Source organism: Neisseria sp. Marseille-Q1983 (assembly GCF_018224585.1).
GTDB classification, from domain to species: domain Bacteria; phylum Pseudomonadota; class Gammaproteobacteria; order Burkholderiales; family Neisseriaceae; genus Neisseria; species Neisseria polysaccharea.
On record NZ_JAGTUI010000001.1, the window covers coordinates 1 to 17,140 of the forward strand.

Here is a 17,140-nt window from a genome sequence, read left to right on the forward strand (position 1 = left end):
CGCGGGTCGCCGAAGAGGTGGTATTTGCCTCCGGGTTCGTAGTGCTGCCGTTGGGCGTTATCGGTAATGAACGGGTCTTGCGCCAAGTCCGCCGCGAGGGCGGGCTGTATGGTTGTCGTTGCTGCGAGAATGCAGACGACAAGAAACTTGGCTAGCCGGCGTAATGGATGCACGGTTTATCCTCCTTTGCGGCGGCGGATGACTTCGTTGCCGACATCGGGGTTTTTACCGTTGTTTTGTTTGAAGTCGGGACGGTTTTGGGCGGTCGTGTCGCCGTAGGGGGTGATGTCGGAGAAATCGACCATCAGGCGGTCTGAAGCTTTGACGGTTTTGCTGACTTTGTAAGGGCCGGTCCAAAGGGCGTATTGTTCTTGGTATTGAGATTCGTAGGCGGCGGTTTTAGGGGCAATCAGCAGTTTCCGGCTGTCGCGGTCGACGGCGAAATATTCGAGCTTGGTTTGGGCTTTAAGGGTTTCGGCGTTGTAGAGGTGCAGTTCGGTACGGCTGCGGACGGTGCCGAATACGTCGACGGTTACGAATACGTCGGTGTCGGCGTATTCGGGCGGTACGACCTCGATGCCGCGCAGGTAGAAGACGGTTTGAATGAGGTTGGTCAGGAAGGAAACGTCGCGGGGATTGGTAATCAGGGTTTCGTTGCGGTAGTCGCCCGTACCGTTGACGGACAGTCCGGCGGAGCGTTCGCCTTTGCGTCCGCTGTTTCTAGTCAGGGCGGCGGCGGGGGCGTTTAAGAGCGATGTGGAAGTGGTAACGCTGGAGAGCGCGTCGGATTTGGTGGTGGCGGTAGTGTCGTAGGCGGGGTAGCTGTATCGGGTGGCACTTTCGGGGTTGTTGTGGTAGCCGCCGCGTATCAGTGCGTCGATAGAGTAGCGTCCGCCGCTTATGTTGCCCGAACCTTGGTCGCCCATAACGGAGACGTAAAGGGCGGCTTTGCGTCCTTTCAGGGCGGACAAGTCCATTTCTTTGACGGCGGCGCGGGACGATGCGGCGACGAGTTCTTGTTCGACGGCAAAGCGTTTGCCGCCGCCGTGAGCGGGAATGCCGGTCAGTGTGCCGCAGGCGGTGAGGACGATGGGGATGAGGAGGAGCAGGATTTTCATGGCGGGGTTTGTTTGATGTTGAACGGGTTTGAGTGTAAAGGGATTTTAAGGTTTTGTAAACGAAAGGGGCAAAAATGCCGTCTGAACGGCGGAACGGGCTTTCAGACGGCATTTGCGCTCAATAATAATATCCCGCGCCCAAAATACACGGTTTGGATGCGCCGGTTGCTTTGTGCGGACTACCGGGAATGCGATTAATCCAACACGCCGCCAACCACGCAAATGCGGCCGCCTCCACCCATTGCGGATCGAGGTTCAGTTCGGCGGTGCTGTGCAGGGAAACGCGTGTGCCGAAACATTCTGCTAAATCCGCCATTAAAACAGGATTGCGGATGCCGCCGCCGCAAATATACATTTGACGGGCATTTGCCGCTGCGTATGAGACGGCGTCGAAAACGGTTTGCGCGGTAAAACGGGAAAGCGTCCGCAATACGTCGTATCGGTTTTCGCCGCCGTCAAGGTAGGTTTCGAGCCAATTTAGGGCAAACAGTTCGCGCCCCGTGCTTTTGGGGTGGGGTCGTGCGAAATACGGGTGGGCGAGCAGCCTGTCGAGCAGTTGCGGCAATATGTTGCCTTGTGCCGCCTTTGCACCGTTTTTGTCGTAAGGCAGCTGCCAGTGTGCCTGCGTCCACGCGTCCATCAGCATATTGCCCGGCCCTGTGTCGAAGCCGAAGGCGGGTGCGTCGGGGGGGAGTACGCTGATGTTGGCAATCCCGCCTATGTTCAGTACCACGCGTGTTTCTTTGTCATCGCGGAACAGGGCTTCGTGAAAGGCGGGGACGAGCGGCGCACCTTGTCCGCCGGCCGCAAGGTCGCGGCTGCGGAAGTCGCCGACGGTAAAAATCTGAGTCAGTTCCGCCAGCAGCGGCAAATCGGCAAGCTGTACGCTGTAACCGTGTTCCGGCGCGTGTCGGACGGTTTGCCCGTGGCAGCCGAGGGCGGTAATGTCGCACGGTGCGAGGTTTTGACTGCACAGCAGTTCGGCGGCGGTTTGCGCATATAGGTGGCTGAGTTCTTGCGACAAAATCCTGCTGCGGTGCAGTTCGTCTGCGCCCGTATCCTGCAAATCCAGCAATTTTCGGCGCAACCTGTCGGGGTAGGGGGTAAAGGTGTGCCCTTCCGCGCTCAGCCATTTGCCGCCGTCCATCCGTACCAGCACGGCATCCGCCCCGTCCATACTGGTTCCCGACATAATGCCGATGTAAAGCTGTGTTTCCATTTCCGCTCCCAAACCGTGTGCAAAACGCCATTTTAACGTGTATTGACGCTCGTATACCGATTTGCCGCCGCAGTGTAAATAAATGTTTCAAGACGGATTGCAAAAGGTTACAATATCCGCGAAAACCCTTCTGTGTTTACTAAGGAATCTTCCATGGCTCAAACTCAAATGAGTGCGAACTTGAAACTGATTAACGCCGTCTTTGCCGCCATGCTGGTAGGCATAGTCGGCTATTTTATCTATTGGGGTTTGGGTTATACCCACTACAATAACAGCGTGCTTTTCATCATTGCCACGATGTTCGGCGTGTTTATGGCGTTCAACGTCGGCGGCAACGATATTGCCAATTCTTTCGGCACCAGCGTCGGTTCCGGCACGCTGACCATTCCGCAGGCTTTGCTGATTGCGGCGGTGTTTGAAGTCAGCGGCGCGGTCATCGCGGGCGGCGAGGTAACCGATACCATACGTAAAGGCATCGTCAATCTGAACGGTATGGACCTCGAACCCATACAGTTTGTGTTTATTATGATGTCCGCACTTTTGGCGGCGGCATTGTGGCTGCTGTTCGCGTCTCGCAAAGGCCTGCCGGTTTCGACGACGCACGCGATTATCGGCGGCATCGTCGGAAGTGCGTTGTGTATGGCGTTTACGCATAATGCGGACGGGGTGGCGTTGATACGGTGGGGCAAGCTGGGCGAAATCGGAATGTCTTGGGTATTGTCGCCCGTGTTGGGCGGCGCGGTGTCCTATTTCCTGTTTTCGCGCGTCAAGAAAAACGTCTTAGATTACAACGCTTGGGCGGAAGGCACGCTCAAGGGCATCAAGCAGGAAAAAAAGGCGTATAAAGAACAACACCGCTTGTTTTTCGAGGGTTTGACCGAAGCCGAAAAAGTCGAATACGCCACCAAAATGGCGCACGACGCGCAAATTTACGACGAGCCCGAATTCGATCCGCAAGAGCTGCAATCCGAGTATTATCGCGGGCTGTATGTGTTCGACAACCGCAAAGACAATGTCGATTCCTACAAGGCGCTGCATTCTTGGGTTCCCTTTATCGCTTCGTTCGGCGCGATGATGATTTCTGCCATGCTGATTTTCAAGGGCTTGAAAAACCTGCATTTGGGGATGAGCAACGTCAACAGCTTCCTGACCATCTTTATGATAGGCGCGGCGGTGTGGATGGGGACGTTTGTGTTTGCCAAAAGCCTCAAGCGTAAAGACTTGGGCAAATCGACCTTTCAGATGTTTTCATGGATGCAGGTCTTTACCGCCTGCGGCTTCGCATTCAGCCACGGTGCGAACGATATCGCCAACGCCATCGGCCCGTTTGCCGCGATTATGGATGTTTTGCGGACGAACAGCGTTGCCGCGCAAACCTCCGTCCCCCCGATTGCGATGCTGACTTTCGGCATCGCGCTGATTGTCGGTTTGTGGTTTGTCGGTAAAGAGGTGATTAAAACCGTCGGTACGAGTTTGGCGGAAATGCACCCCGCCTCGGGTTTTACCGCCGAACTGTCCGCCGCCTCCGTTGTGATGGGTGCGTCGCTGATGGGGCTGCCTGTTTCCAGTACGCATATCTTGGTCGGCGCGGTACTCGGTATCGGTCTGGTCAACCGTAATGCCAATTGGAAACTGATGAAGCCCATCGGTTTGGCGTGGGTCATTACCCTGCCTGCAGCCGCCGTCCTGTCGGTAGTCAGCTATTTGATTTTGCAGGCAGTGTTCTGATTGTAAAATACTGATGCCGTCTGAACCTGTGTTCAGACGGCATTTTGTTGATGGAATGTGCGGGCTTGTGCCTTATGCACAATCTGTTCTGTCGGGATATGCCGTTTGGTATAGTGGATTAACAAAAATCAGGACAAGGCGACGAAGCCGCAGACAGTACAGATAGTACGGCAAGGCGAGGCAACGCTGTACTGGTTTAAATTTAATCCACTATATCTTGGTTTCGGAACGGTCGAATACAAAGGTGCGGAACGTTATGATATGCCGCCGCCTGTTCTTGAAAACACTTATCCTGCCGGCAGTAAAATGCCGTCTGAAAAAGCCTTTCAGACGGCATTTGTACGTTGGCTGCAATCACACTGTTTGTGAATATTTCGCTTTGGTTTCCTTGTGGCGCAGGTGGTAGTCGAACACCATGGCGATGTTGCGGATGAGGAAGCGTCCTTTCGGGGTAACGGTCAGCCCGTGGCTGTTCAGGCGCACCAATCCCAAACCGGCGAGTTTTTCCAAATCCGCCAGTTCGTCTTTGAAGTAGCGGTCGAACGGGATGCCGAACATACTTTCGTAAATCCGGTAGTCGAGCGCGAAGCGGCACATCAAATCCTGAATGATATTGCGGCGCAGGATGTCGTCCTGATTGAGCTGGTAGCCGCGCATGATGGGCAGTCTGCCTTCGTCGATGGCGGCATAGTAGGCATCGATGTCGCGTTCGTTTTGGGAATAGGTACTGCCGATTTTGCCGATGGACGACACGCCGATGGCGACCAAATCGCAATCCGCGTAGGTCGAATAGCCTTGGAAGTTGCGCTGGAGGAAGCCTTCTTTGAGGGCGATGGAGAGTTCGTCGTCAGGTTTGGCGAAGTGGTCCATGCCGATGAAGACGTAGCCGCGCTCTGTCAGGGTTTGGACGCAGTATTGCAGCATATCGAGTTTCTCTTCGCTGTCGGGGACGGCGGCGGTATCGATGCGGCGTTGCGGTTTGAACACGTGCGGCAGGTGGGCGTAGTGGTAAAGGGCGAGGCGGTCGGGATCGAGCGACAAAACGGTATCGATGGTGGTTTTGATGCTTTCAGAAGTCTGATGCGGCAGGCCGTAAATCAAATCGACGCTGACGGATTTGAACCCTGCCTCACGGGCGGCATCGATGACTTCTTTGGTTTCTTCGTAGCTTTGGATGCGGTTGACTGCCGCCTGCACTTTGGGGTCGAAATCCTGAATGCCGACACTCATACGGTTGAAACCGAGTCTGCCGAGCATGAGGACGGTGTCGCGGCTGACTTTGCGCGGGTCGATTTCGATGGAGTATTCGCCGGACGGTATCAGTTCGAAATGTTTGCGGATCATGCGGAAGACACGTTCGATCTGTTCGTCGCTCAAAAAGGTCGGCGTGCCGCCGCCGAAGTGCAGTTGGGCAAGCTGGTGCCGTCCGTTCAGATGTGGAGCGAGCAGTTCCATTTCTTTTTCAAGATATTCGATGTAGGCATCGGCGCGGCTTTTGTCTTTGGTGATGATTTTGTTGCAGCCGCAGTAGTAGCAGATGGTGTTGCAGAACGGAATGTGAATGTAAAGGGAAAGCGGTTTGTTTAACGCGCCCATACCGCGCAAATGTAAAGCTTTGATATATTCGCCTTCGCGGAAACCGTCGTGGAAACGGTCGGCGGTAGGGTAGGAAGTATAGCGCGGGCCGCTGGCGGGCAGGCTGGCAATCAGTTCGCGGTCAAACTCGGGGCGGTCATCGTTTACATTGTGATTGTTCTGTATCTGAATAATTTTCATGGTGTGTGTGCGGTTTTATGATGTTAGTCAAATTTTGGATAGTTTGGTAGAATGCCACAGTATGATAAACCTGTCTTGATATGTGTCAACAAGCACATAATCGGGATGGGGCAAAACACACGAAAAGGTACGGTATGGCTTCGCATAATACTACACATCAGATGAAAACCTTGTGTTCTTCCTGTTCTTTGCGGGAACTTTGTCTGCCTGTCGGATTGCTGCCCAACGAGTTCAGCCAACTCGATGCCGTCATCCGCCAAAGCCGCCGCCTGAAAAAAGGCGAATACCTGTTCCGTGCCGGCGAAGCCTTTACTTCGCTCTTTGCCATCCGTTCGGGCTTCTTTAAAACAACCGTCGCCAGTCAGGACGGTCGCGATCAGGTAACGGGTTTCTTTATGTCGGGCGAACTCATCGGCATGGACGGCATCTGTTCCCATGTGCACAGTTGCGATGCGGTCGCCTTGGAAGACAGCGAGGTATGCGAGCTGCCGTTTACCCACATCGAAGAACTGGGGCAGAACATCCCCAGCCTGCGTACCCACTTCTTCCGCATGATGAGCCGTGAAATCGTGCGCGATCAAGGTGTTATGCTGCTGTTGGGCAATATGCGCGCCGAAGAACGGATTGCCGCCTTCCTGCTGAACCTTTCCCAAAGGCTCTACTCGCGCGGTTTCGCCGCCAACGACTTCATCTTAAGAATGTCCCGCGAAGAAATCGGCAGCTATCTCGGGCTGAAACTCGAAACCGTCAGCCGCACATTGTCCAAGTTTCATCAGGAAGGATTGATTTCCGTCGAACACAAACACATCAAGATTCTTAATCTGCAAGTGCTGAAAAAGATGGTATCCGGTTGTTCGCACGCCATTTGATTAACCTGTACGAGCATTTCAGACGGCATTCTCAATAAACACAGGGCAGACGAAAACATCTGCCCTGTTTGTTTTATCTGCCGCAAAGTGCCGTCTGAAAACCGGCAGCCGCCTAAATCGAAAAATCCTCGCTGATGGGCGTGTACAGAATCCTGTCCACCTTCTCGCGTGTCAGGTGCGGCGCAAACGCTTGGATAAAGTCGTAGGCATATCCGCGCAAGTAAGTATCGCTGCGCAAAGCAATCCACGTCGGCGACGGCTCGAACAGGTGTGCCGCATCCACAAGCTGCAAATCGCCGTCCGTATCCGGGTTGTAGGCCATTTTCGCCATCAGTCCCACGCCCAAACCCAAGCGCACATAAGTCTTCAATACGTCCGTATCCGCCGCCGCCAATGCGACATCCGGCCGTTCCAAACGGGCTTTGGAGAATGCCCGCGCGATGCTGCTGCCCGCATTGAATGCAAATTCATAAGTAATCAGCGGAAACCTCGCTAAATCTTCAATGCGGAGGGGATTCCTGCATTCGAGCAAGGGGTGGTCGTTCGGTATAATCACCGCGTGTGTCCAGTCATAGCAGGGGAGTTTGCCCAGTTCGGGATGGTCGTCTATACGCTCTGTAACAATTGCCAAATCAGACTCTCCCGAAGTAACCATTTGGGCGATGGCGGCAGGGCTTCCCTGTTTGATGGTCAGATTGACTTTCGGGTAGCGTTTCACGAAATCGGCAACAATCAACGGTAGGGCATAACGCGCCTGAGTATGCGTCGTAGCAACCGTCAGCGAGCCGCTGTCGTGTCCGGTAAACTCGCTGCCGATATTTTTAATGTTCTGAACATCGCGCAAAATACGTTCTGCAATATCCAAAACCACCTTGCCCGGCTGCGAGACCGAAACCACGCGCTTGCCGCTGCGGATAAAAATCTGAATGCCGATTTCTTCTTCCAGCAATTTGATTTGTTTGGAGATGCCGGGTTGTGATGTGAATAAGGCTTCGGCCGCTTCGGAAACGTTCAGGTTGTGCCGGTAAACTTCTAAGGCGTATTTTAATTGCTGTAATTTCATGTCGGGTCGGTGTGGGTCTGTGTCGGGTGGCTGAACATTGTTTATAATTTATCATATTTTCTTGCCGTTACGGTATGGGGCTTTGCCGTTGTGTTTGTTGTTTTTGTGCAACGGCAATCGTGCGATATGGAAAAAATCCCCCTAAAGTAATGACACGGAATTGATTTTTCGGCATGATAGACTATCAGGAAACAGGCTGTTTTACGGTTGTTTTCAGGCGTTGAGTATTGACAGTCCGCCCCCTGCTTCTTTATAGTGGAGACTGAAATATCCGATTTGCCGCCATGTTTCTACAGCGGCCTGTATGTTGGCAATTCAGCAGTTGCTTCTGTATCTGCTGTACAAATTTAATGAGGGAATAAAATGACCAAACAGCTGAAATTAAGCGCATTATTCGTTGCATTGCTCGCTTCCGGCACTGCTATGGCGAGCGAAGCCCATATCCACGGTTATACCGTGAGCGGCCAATCACAAGAAGTCGTACGCAACAACTACGGCGAATGCTGGAAAAACACTTACTTCGACAAAGCAACCCAAGGTCGCGTAGAGTGTGGCGATGCAGTTGAACCGGCTCCTGTTGCTGTTGTAGAGCAGGCTCCGCAATATGTTGACGAAACCGTTTCTCTGTCTGCCAAAACCCTGTTCGGTTTCGACAAAGACGTACTGCGTGCCGAAGCCCAAGACAACCTGAAAGTATTGGCCCAACGCCTGGGTCAAACCAACGTACAATCCGTACGTGTTGAAGGTCATACCGACTTCATGGGTTCTGAAAAATACAACCAGGCTCTGTCCGAGCGTCGCGCCAACGTAGTGGCAAACTACCTGGTCAGCAACGGTGTGCCTGCTTCTAAAACTTCTGCTGTCGGCTTGGGCGAATCTCAAGCGCAAATGACTCAAGTTTGTGAAGCTGAAGTTGCCAAACTGGGTGCAAAAGCCTCTAAAGCCAAAAAACGTGAGGCTCTGATTGCATGTATCGAACCTGACCGCCGTGTTGACGTGAAAATCCGCAGCATCGTAACCCGTCAGGTTGCGCCGGCTCATGTTCACACCCAACAATAAGCTTTAAAAGCATCTTGCCGATGGGTAGGGTTGGATTCCTCTTCTGTATAAGAGAAGAGGTTTACGTATCAAACTCTAATCGGTTCTGATGAAACAAAACAAACCCCGCTTTTGCGGGGTTTGTTTTTAGGATGCTTGCGGAAACGGTTATTGTCAGAATATGGGGTAGGGTTTATGCTTCATCAAAATTTTCCTGGTGCTTGAAACTCCGGTTTTGAAGGCGATAGAATTTGGATTTGTTTGTGAGGGAACAAACTCTCTCAAATCAGTGCTGTACGCGGTGCTGCGTTTTATGTGCGGTACTGTGTAAAATACAGCAGATTAATAAAAATCAACATGGCGGTGCGTTCGGATATTTTGCGACATGAAAGAATTCGACTTCATCAAACGGTATTTGCAAACAGGCACGGATAAGGATGTCGTATTGGGCATAGGCGACGATGCGGCGATTGTCCGCCCGCGTGAAGGCTTCGATTTGTGTTTCAGTGCGGATATGCTTTTGAAGGACAGGCATTTTTTTGCAGATGTCAAACCTGAAGACTTAGCTTGGAAGGTTTTGGCCGTCAATATTTCAGATATGGCGGCGATGGGTGCGATACCGCGTTGGGTGCTGCTGAGCGCGGCGTTGCCCGAATTGGATGAAGTATGGCTGGAACGGTTTTGCGGCAGTTTTTTCGGTTTGGCGGGAAAGTTCGGTATCACCTTAATCGGCGGCGATACGACCAAGGGCGATATGGCGTTCAATGTAACCATTATCGGCGAATTGCCGAAGGGTAGGGCATTGCGGCGTGATGCGGCGGTTGCGGGCGACGATATTTGGGTGTCGGGGCGTGTCGGTATGGCGGCGGCGGCTTTGAACTGCCGTCTGAAACGGTGTGTGTTGCCGGATGATGTGTTTGCCGAATGCGAACAAAAGCTGCTCCGCCCCGAGCCAAGGGTTGGGCTGGGGCTTGCCTTGCTGCCGTTTGCCCGGGCGGCGCAGGATGTTTCAGACGGCCTCGCGCAAGATTTGGGGCATATCCTGACCGCTTCCGGCGTGGGGGCAGAAATTTGGGCCGATTCGCTGCCGTCTTTATCTGTATTGAAAGATATTTTACCCCGAGCGCAATGGCTGTCTTATACTTTGGCGGGAGGTGATGATTACGAGCTGGTTTTTACCGCATCGGAAAGTTGCCACAGCCGCGTGCTTGATGCGGCGGAACGGTGCGGCGTGCCGGTAACGCGCATCGGCAAAATCAACGGAGGATGCCGTCTGAAGGTTTTAGATGCCGACGGCAGGGAATTGGAACTACATTCTTTAGGATTCGATCATTTTGGCTGATTTTAAACCTGACTTTGCGTGGCTGTTGAAACGGCCGTTGTGTTTTTTGGCATTTGGTTTCGGCAGCGGGCTTGCTCCGTTTGCGCCGGGTACCTTCGGAACTTTGGCGGCATTGCCTTTGGCGTTTGTGTTGATATTAGCGGGTGTGGACGGATGGCTGCTGGCTTTTTTGTGTATCGTGCTGTTTATGTGGGGCATACGCATTTGCGCTTATGCGGAACGTGAAACGGGTGTCAGCGACCACGGTGGGATTGTTTGGGACGAGATTGTCGCGATGATGTTTGTGCTGGCGTTTGTGCCGTTCAGGTGGACGTGGTGGCTGGCGGCATTTGTCCTATTCCGTCTGTTTGACGCGCTCAAACCGCCCCCCGTCGGTTGGTTTGACAAGAATCTGCACGGCGGTTCGGGCATTATGGCGGACGATATGGCGGCTGCGGTGATGACCTTGATTGTCTTGAGGATTGCAATGCTGTTTTAAACGGTGCTGCCTTGTAAAAATGCCGTCTGAAAGCCTTTCAGACGGCATTGTTTCGGAGGTTAACGCGTTACCGGTTTGTATTTGATGCGTTTCGGTTTCGCGCCTTCTTCGCCGAGTCGGCGTTTCTTATCGGCTTCGTATTCCTGATAGTTACCGTCGAAGAACACCCATTTGGAGTCGCCTTCACACGCCAAGATATGCGTGGCGATGCGGTCGAGGAACCAGCGGTCGTGCGAAATCACCATCACGCTACCGGCAAATTCCAGCAATGCGTCTTCTAGCGCGCGCAGGGTTTCTACGTCGAGGTCGTTAGACGGTTCGTCCAGCAGCAATACATTGCCGCCGCTCAACAAGGTTTTTGCCAAGTGCAAACGTCCGCGTTCGCCGCCGGAAAGCTGCCCTGCGATTTTGCTTTGGTCGCTGCCTTTAAAGTTGAAGCGTCCCAAATATTGGCGGGCGGGGATTTCAAACTGTCCGACCTGCAAAATGTCGCGACCTTCGGCAATGTTGTCGAACACGGTTTTGTCGTTTTGCAAACCTTCGCGGCTTTGGTCGATCAGGCTCATTTTCATGGTTTGCCCGATTTTCACTTCGCCGGAATCAGGCTGCTCTTTGCCCGAAATCATTTTGAACAGCGTCGATTTACCCGCGCCGTTCGGGCCGATGATGCCGACAATCGCGCCCGCAGGCACTTTGAAGCTCAAATCGTCAATCAGCACTTTGTCGCCGAACGATTTGGAAACATTCACAAATTCAATCACTTCGTTACCCAAACGCTCGGCGACGGGAATGAAGATTTCCTGCGTTTCATTGCGTTTTTGGTATTCGTAGTTGCTCATTTCTTCAAAACGCGCCAAACGCGCTTTGGACTTGGCTTGGCGGCCTTTGGCATTTTGGCGCACCCATTCCAATTCCTGCTTCATCGCCTTCACGCGTGCGGCTTCGGATTTTGCCTCGTTTTCCAAGCGTTTTTCTTTCTGCTCCAGCCAAGACGAGTAATTGCCTTTCCACGGAATACCATGGCCGCGGTCGAGTTCCAAAATCCATTCGGCGGCGTTGTCGAGGAAGTAGCGGTCGTGCGTTACCGCAACGACTGTGCCGGGGAAGCGCACGAGAAATTGCTCCAGCCACTCGACCGATTCCGCATCCAAGTGGTTGGTCGGCTCGTCCAGCAAAAGCATATCGGGCTTGCTCAACAAGAGTTTGCACAAGGCAACGCGGCGTTTTTCACCGCCGGACAAATTATCGATTTTGGCATCCCATTCCGGCAGGCGCAGCGCGTCGGCGGCGATTTCCAATTCGTGTTCCGCACCGCCGCCCGTGGACGAACCTGCCGCAATAATCGCTTCCAAGCGGCCCTGCTCTTCCGCCAGCGCGTCAAAATCCGCATCAGGACTGGCGTACTCGGCATACACTTCTTCCAAACGTTTCTGCGCCGCCGCCACTTCGCCCAAACCGCTTTCCACTTCCTCTCGCACGGTTTTCTCAGGATCAAGCTCAGGCTCTTGCGGCAGGTAGCCGATTTTGATGCCGCCCATCGGCACGGCTTCGCCCTCAAATTCCTTATCCACACCCGCCATAATCCGCAGCACGGTGGACTTGCCCGCGCCGTTCAAACCGAGCAAACCGATTTTCGCGCCGGGGAAGAAAGAAAGGGAAATATCTTTAATGATGGTTTTCTGCGGCGGCACAACCTTGCTTACGCGCAGCATAGAATAGACGTATTGTTGGGACATAGTTTTCTCATTTCCGTCAAACAAATTTCAGACGGCCATTTTAACCGATAATTTGATTTAAGCCAGTTTATCCGCGAACCGGTATTGCCAAAATCGGGCAGGATTCATAAAATCCGCCTATCCCTTTGAAATTATACAGACAAAAAAAATAATAATGATAGGGAATCGCCGCACCGGCAACCATTTCGGATTTTCCAAAGCAAATATAGTGGATTAACAAAAATCAGGACAAGGCGACGAAGCCGCAGACAGTACAGATAGTACGGAACCGATTCACTTGGTGCTTCAGCACCTTAGAGAATCGTTCTCTTTGAGCTAAGGCGAGGCAACGCCGTATTGGTTTAAATTTAATCCACTATACTTTTCAAATCAAAAAAGGATTTACCTTATGTCGGAATATACGCCTCAAACAGCAAAACAAGGTTTGCCCGCGCTGGCAAAAAGCACGATTTGGATGTTGAGCTTCGGCTATCTCGGCGTTCAGACGGCCTTTACCCTGCAAAGCTCGCAGATGAGCCGCATTTTTCAAACTTTAGGCGCAGACCCGCATAATTTGGGCTGGTTCTTTATCCTGCCGCCGCTGGCGGGGATGCTGGTGCAGCCGATTGTCGGTTATTACTCCGACCGCACTTGGATGCCGCGATTGGGCGGCCGCCGCCTGCCGTATCTGTTTTACGGCACGCTGATTGCGGTCATCGTGATGATTTTGATGCCGAACTCGGGCAGCTTCGGTTTCGGCTACGCTTCTTTGGCGGCTTTGTCGTTCGGCGCGCTGATGATTGCGCTGCTGGACGTGTCTTCCAATATGGCGATGCAGCCGTTTAAGATGATGGTCGGCGATATGGTCAACGAGGAGCAGAAAAGCTACGCCTACGGGATTCAGAGCTTTTTGGCGAATACCGGCGCGGTCGTGGCGGCGATCCTGCCGTTTGTGTTCGCGTATATCGGTTTGGCGAATACCGCCGAGAAAGGCGTGATTCCGCAAACCGTGGTCGTGGCGTTTTATGTGGGTGCGGCATTGCTGGTGATTACCGGCGCGTTTACGATTTTCAAAGTGAAGGAATACGACCCGGAAACCTACGCCCGCTACCACGGCATCGATGTCGCTGCGAATCAGGAAAAAGCCAACTGGTTCGAACTTTTGAAAACCGCGCCCAAAGCGTTTTGGACGGTTACTCTGGTGCAGTTTTTCTGCTGGTTCGCTTTCCAATATATGTGGACTTACTCGGCAGGCGCGATTGCGGAAAACGTTTGGCAGACAACCGATGCCTCTTCCGTGGGTTATCAGGAGGCGGGCAACTGGTACGGCGTATTGGCGGCGGTGCAGTCGGTTGCTGCCGTTATCTGCTCGTTTATTCTGGCAAAAGTGCCGAATCAATACCATAAGGCGGGTTATTTCGGCTGTTTGGCTTTAGGTGCGCTCGGTTTCTTCTCTATCTTCTTCATTCACAATCAATACGCACTGATTCTGTCTTATACCTTAATCGGCATCGCGTGGGCGGGCATCATCACGTATCCGCTGACGATTGTAACCAACGCCTTGTCGGGCAAATATATGGGCACTTACTTGGGCTTGTTTAACGGTTCTATCTGTATGCCCCAGATCGTCGCTTCGCTGTTGAGCTTTATCCTCTTCCCTATGCTGGGCAGCCATCAGGCAACCATGTTCTTGGTTGCAGGCGCAGTCTTGCTGCTGGGAGCCTTCTCAGTATGTCTGATTAAAGAGACCCACGGCGAATAATCCATCCATACCATCGGCAAAGGCCGTCTGAAACCTTTGCCGAACTTACAATTTTAATAACAGGAGCTTCATAAATGTATACAAGAACCATGGAAATCAGCCCTTGGACGCTGCGTTCGGCAAAGCTGGAAAAAGAACACAAACGGCTGCAAGAGAGCCTGACCAGCTTGGGCAACGGCTATATGGGTATGCGCGGCAGCTTTGAGGAAACCTACTCCGCCGACAGCCACTTGGGCACCTACATCGCCGGCGTGTGGTTCCCCGACAAAACCCGCGTCGGCTGGTGGAAAAACGGCTATCCCAAATATTTCGGCAAAGCCATCAACGCGTTCAATTTCAGCAAAGTCAAAATCTTTGTCGACGGGCAGGAAGTGGACTTGGCGAAAAACGACGTTGCCGGCTTCTCCGTCGAACTCGATATGCAGCACGGCGTGTTGCGCCGCTCGTTCACCGTATTCGGCGTGCGTTTCGATGTGTGCAAATTCCTGTCTGTCGCACAAAAAGAGCTGGCGGTCATCCGCTGGGAAGCCGTATCCGTTGACGGTAAAACCCACCAAGTCCGCATTGATGCCATCATCGATGCCGACGTGAAAAACGAAGACTCCAACTACGAAGAAAAATTCTGGCAGGTATTGGACAAAGGCGTTTCAGACGGCCTCTCCTACATTGCCACCCAAACCGTCGCCAATCCTTTCGGCGTGGAACAATTCATCGTCAACGCCGAGCAAACCTTCGCCGGCAGCTTCAAAGCCCTCGGCGGCAGCCAAACCGACTGGCAAGTTTCTAATTCTTTCGAGGCCGAAGTCGGCAGCACGCCCGAAATCTTTGAAAAACGGGTTATTGTTACCACCAGCCGCGATTATCAGGGCTTGGAAGCAGTGAAAGCCGCAGGCCGTGCCTTGTCGGAAAAAATCGCAGGCGTTACGTTTGAAACCTTGCTGGACGCGCACAAAGCAGGCTGGCTGCACCGTTGGGAAATCGCCGACGTGGTCATCGAAGGCAGCGACGAAGCGCAGCAAGGCATCCGTTTCAATCTGTTCCAACTGTTCTCCACCTACTACGGCGAAGACGCGCGTCTGAACATCGGCCCGAAAGGCTTTACCGGCGAAAAATACGGCGGCGCGACCTATTGGGACACCGAAGCCTACGCCGTGCCGCTCTACCTCGCACTGGCGGAACCCGAAGTTACCCGCAACCTGCTGCAATACCGCCGCAACCAACTGCCGCAGGCGCAACACAACGCGCGCGAACAGGGCTTGGCGGGCGCACTCTATCCGATGGTAACGTTTACGGGCATCGAGTGCCACAACGAATGGGAAATCACCTTCGAGGAAATCCACCGCAACGGCGCGATTCCTTATGCCATCTACAACTACACCAACTACACCGGCGACGAAAGCTATCTTGCCAAAGAAGGCTTGGAAGTCTTGGTCGAAGTGTCCCGCTTCTGGGCGGACCGCGTCCACTTCTCCAAACGCAACGGCAAATACATGATTCACGGCGTAACCGGCCCGAACGAATACGAAAACAACATCAACAACAACTGGTACACCAACACCCTCGCCGCATGGGTATTGGACTACACCCGCGAAGCCCTGGCGAAATACCCGCGTCCGGATTTGAACGTGCGTGCCGACGAGTTGGAAAAATGGGCGGACATCAGCGCGAATATGTACCGTCCGCATGACGAAGAACTCGGCGTATTCGTGCAGCACGACGGCTTCCTCGACAAAGACATCCGCCCAGTGTCCGCGCTTTCGCCCGATGATTTGCCGCTCAACCAGAAATGGTCGTGGGACAAAATCCTGCGTTCGCCCTTCATCAAACAGGCAGACGTCTTGCAAGGCATCTATTTCTTCGGCGACTGTTTCAATATGGACGAAAAACGTCGCAACTTCGACTTCTACGAACCGATGACCGTGCATGAAAGCTCGTTGTCGCCGTGTATTCATGCCATCCTTGCCGCCGAACTGGGCAAAGAAGAAAAAGCCGTGGAAATGTACCAGCGCACCGCCCGTCTGGACTTGGACAACTACAATAACGACACCGAAGACGGCCTGCACATTACTTCTATGACCGGCTCGTGGCTCGCCATCGTCCAAGGTTTCGCCCAAATGAAAACCTGGGGCGGCAAACTCAGCTTCGCTCCGTTCCTGCCGGGCGCGTGGACAGGCTACGCCTTCCACATCAACTACCGAGGCCGTCTGATTAAAGTCGCCGTCGGCAAAGAAAACGTCGTCTTCACCCTGCTCAAAGGCGAGCCGCTCGAATTGCAGGTGTACGACAAAGACATCACACTCAACGGCAGCCACACCGTCGCGTTGGAAAAATAAGGAAGGTGCAAAATGACTTTCACCGCAGTGCTCTTTGACCTCGACGGTGTCATCACCGATACCGCCGAATACCATTACCGCGCATGGAAAAAGCTCGCCGAAGAACTGGGCATCAGCATCGACCGCAAGTTTAACGAGCAGCTCAAAGGCGTGTCGCGCGACGATTCGCTCAAACGCATCCTCGCGCACGGCGGCAAAACCGTCGGCGAAACCGAGTTCGCCGAACTGACCCACCGCAAAAACGACAACTACGTCGAGATGATTCAGGCAGTCAAACCCGAAGACGTGTACCCCGGCATTTTGCCGCTGCTGGAAGCATTGAGGGCAAACGGCAAAAAAATCGCCCTCGCGTCCGCCAGTAAAAACGGCCCCTTCCTGCTCGAACGCATGGGGCTGACCCACTTCTTCGACGCCATTGCCGACCCTGCCGCCGTCGCGCATTCCAAACCCGCCCCCGACATCTTCCTCGCCGCAGCCGAGGGCGTGGGCGCGGACATCCGCCGCTGCATCGGCATCGAAGACGCAGCAGCAGGAGTAGCCGCCATCAAAGCCGCCGGCGCCTTGCCTATCGGCGTGGGCAAAGCCGAAGACTTGGGCAGCGACATCGCGCTGGTGTCCGATACCGCCGAGCTGACCTACGCCTACCTGCAAAACGTGTGGGCACAGTCGGGCAGGTAAAACGCGTCAGATAAAGTGTTA

At 53.5% G+C, this 17,140-nt stretch carries 14 protein-coding genes and 1 pseudogene; 9 read left to right on the plus strand and 6 right to left on the minus strand.

What is annotated here, in order from left to right; genetic code table 11:
- The 3 genes from KEM39_RS00005 to KEM39_RS00015 all read right to left on the minus strand — a co-directional run.
- Nucleotides 1-173 (minus strand): MafB family polymorphic toxin (locus KEM39_RS00005; RefSeq protein ID WP_211709461.1); only part of this gene is annotated, 173 nt, incomplete at its 3' end.
- Nucleotides 174-176: 3 nt separating this feature from the next.
- Complete coding sequence (mafA, locus tag KEM39_RS00010; RefSeq protein ID WP_025458271.1) at nt 177-1,118, minus strand: adhesin MafA; 942 nt, start codon at nt 1,116-1,118, stop codon at nt 177-179.
- 118 nt (nt 1,119-1,236) lie between these two features.
- The gene (locus KEM39_RS00015; protein WP_118997047.1) at nt 1,237-2,337 is read right to left on the minus strand and encodes an anhydro-N-acetylmuramic acid kinase; all 1,101 of its coding nucleotides are present in this window, start codon (nt 2,335-2,337) and stop codon (nt 1,237-1,239) included.
- Between the two features lie 153 nt (nt 2,338-2,490).
- Between KEM39_RS00015 and KEM39_RS00020 the strand changes: the two genes are divergently transcribed.
- Nucleotides 2,491-4,065 carry an inorganic phosphate transporter gene (locus KEM39_RS00020; RefSeq protein WP_118997046.1) on the plus strand — a complete coding sequence of 525 codons (1,575 nt, stop codon included), beginning with the start codon at nt 2,491-2,493 and terminating at the stop codon, nt 4,063-4,065.
- Between the two features lie 117 nt (nt 4,066-4,182).
- A pseudogene (locus tag KEM39_RS11435) lies at nt 4,183-4,308 on the plus strand (IS5/IS1182 family transposase); the annotation flags it as partial.
- 111 nt (nt 4,309-4,419) lie between these two features.
- Here KEM39_RS11435 and hemN read toward each other — a convergent pair.
- Complete coding sequence (gene hemN / locus KEM39_RS00030) at nt 4,420-5,841, minus strand: oxygen-independent coproporphyrinogen III oxidase (protein ID WP_118997044.1); 1,422 nt, start codon at nt 5,839-5,841, stop codon at nt 4,420-4,422.
- A gap of 134 nt (nt 5,842-5,975) precedes the next feature.
- On the opposite strand from hemN, the gene fnr reads away from it, so the two are divergent.
- Complete coding sequence (gene fnr, locus KEM39_RS00035) at nt 5,976-6,710, plus strand: fumarate/nitrate reduction transcriptional regulator Fnr (protein WP_025456583.1); 735 nt, start codon at nt 5,976-5,978, stop codon at nt 6,708-6,710.
- A gap of 112 nt (nt 6,711-6,822) precedes the next feature.
- Here the strand turns inward: fnr and KEM39_RS00040 are convergent, their stop codons facing one another.
- Nucleotides 6,823-7,773: a CysB family HTH-type transcriptional regulator gene (locus KEM39_RS00040; RefSeq protein WP_118997043.1), complete on the minus strand. Its 951-nt coding sequence runs from the start codon at nt 7,771-7,773 to the stop codon at nt 6,823-6,825.
- A gap of 363 nt (nt 7,774-8,136) precedes the next feature.
- Between KEM39_RS00040 and KEM39_RS00045 the strand changes: the two genes are divergently transcribed.
- From KEM39_RS00045 to KEM39_RS00055, 3 genes are all read left to right on the plus strand, one after another.
- Nucleotides 8,137-8,832 carry an OmpA family protein gene (locus KEM39_RS00045; protein ID WP_025458266.1) on the plus strand — a complete coding sequence of 232 codons (696 nt, stop codon included), beginning with the start codon at nt 8,137-8,139 and terminating at the stop codon, nt 8,830-8,832.
- A 364-nt stretch (nt 8,833-9,196) separates the two neighbouring features.
- Nucleotides 9,197-10,153 carry a thiamine-phosphate kinase gene (gene thiL / locus KEM39_RS00050; RefSeq protein ID WP_118997041.1) on the plus strand — a complete coding sequence of 319 codons (957 nt, stop codon included), beginning with the start codon at nt 9,197-9,199 and terminating at the stop codon, nt 10,151-10,153.
- Nucleotides 10,146-10,631, plus strand: a complete 486-nt coding sequence (locus KEM39_RS00055) for a phosphatidylglycerophosphatase A (RefSeq protein WP_118997040.1) — start codon at nt 10,146-10,148, stop codon at nt 10,629-10,631. Before thiL ends, KEM39_RS00055 begins: the two co-directional genes overlap by 8 nt.
- A 59-nt stretch (nt 10,632-10,690) precedes the next feature.
- On the opposite strand, the gene ettA is transcribed toward KEM39_RS00055, so the two are convergent.
- Nucleotides 10,691-12,367 carry an energy-dependent translational throttle protein EttA gene (gene ettA, locus KEM39_RS00060; RefSeq protein ID WP_118997039.1) on the minus strand — a complete coding sequence of 559 codons (1,677 nt, stop codon included), beginning with the start codon at nt 12,365-12,367 and terminating at the stop codon, nt 10,691-10,693.
- A gap of 388 nt (nt 12,368-12,755) precedes the next feature.
- On the opposite strand from ettA, the gene KEM39_RS00065 reads away from it, so the two are divergent.
- The 3 genes from KEM39_RS00065 to pgmB all read left to right on the plus strand — a co-directional run bounded on the left by KEM39_RS00065 (nt 12,756) and on the right by pgmB (nt 17,119).
- Nucleotides 12,756-14,108: an SLC45 family MFS transporter gene (locus KEM39_RS00065; RefSeq protein WP_118997038.1), complete on the plus strand. Its 1,353-nt coding sequence runs from the start codon at nt 12,756-12,758 to the stop codon at nt 14,106-14,108.
- Between the two features lie 74 nt (nt 14,109-14,182).
- Complete coding sequence (locus tag KEM39_RS00070; protein WP_118997037.1) at nt 14,183-16,441, plus strand: glycoside hydrolase family 65 protein; 2,259 nt, start codon at nt 14,183-14,185, stop codon at nt 16,439-16,441.
- Between the two features lie 12 nt (nt 16,442-16,453).
- A complete protein-coding gene (pgmB, locus tag KEM39_RS00075; RefSeq protein ID WP_118997036.1) occupies nt 16,454-17,119 on the plus strand; it encodes a beta-phosphoglucomutase in 666 nt (221 codons plus the stop codon).
- The last annotated feature ends 21 nt before the right edge of the window (nt 17,120-17,140 follow it).

What these genes read in the sequence shown, in the direction of transcription:
- mafA (WP_025458271.1), bottom strand. Translation starts at nt 1,118, where the DNA reads ATGAAAATCCTGCTCCTCCTCATCCCCATCGTCCTCACCGCCTGCGGC.
- KEM39_RS00015 (WP_118997047.1), bottom strand. Translation starts at nt 2,337, where the DNA reads ATGGAAACACAGCTTTACATCGGCATTATGTCGGGAACCAGTATGGAC.
- KEM39_RS00020 (WP_118997046.1), top strand. Translation starts at nt 2,491, where the DNA reads ATGGCTCAAACTCAAATGAGTGCGAACTTGAAACTGATTAACGCCGTC.
- hemN (WP_118997044.1), bottom strand. Translation starts at nt 5,841, where the DNA reads ATGAAAATTATTCAGATACAGAACAATCACAATGTAAACGATGACCGC.
- fnr (WP_025456583.1), top strand. Translation starts at nt 5,976, where the DNA reads ATGGCTTCGCATAATACTACACATCAGATGAAAACCTTGTGTTCTTCC.
- KEM39_RS00040 (WP_118997043.1), bottom strand. Translation starts at nt 7,773, where the DNA reads ATGAAATTACAGCAATTAAAATACGCCTTAGAAGTTTACCGGCACAAC.
- KEM39_RS00045 (WP_025458266.1), top strand. Translation starts at nt 8,137, where the DNA reads ATGACCAAACAGCTGAAATTAAGCGCATTATTCGTTGCATTGCTCGCT.
- thiL (WP_118997041.1), top strand. Translation starts at nt 9,197, where the DNA reads ATGAAAGAATTCGACTTCATCAAACGGTATTTGCAAACAGGCACGGAT.
- ettA (WP_118997039.1), bottom strand. Translation starts at nt 12,367, where the DNA reads ATGTCCCAACAATACGTCTATTCTATGCTGCGCGTAAGCAAGGTTGTG.
- KEM39_RS00065 (WP_118997038.1), top strand. Translation starts at nt 12,756, where the DNA reads ATGTCGGAATATACGCCTCAAACAGCAAAACAAGGTTTGCCCGCGCTG.
- KEM39_RS00070 (WP_118997037.1), top strand. Translation starts at nt 14,183, where the DNA reads ATGTATACAAGAACCATGGAAATCAGCCCTTGGACGCTGCGTTCGGCA.
- pgmB (WP_118997036.1), top strand. Translation starts at nt 16,454, where the DNA reads ATGACTTTCACCGCAGTGCTCTTTGACCTCGACGGTGTCATCACCGAT.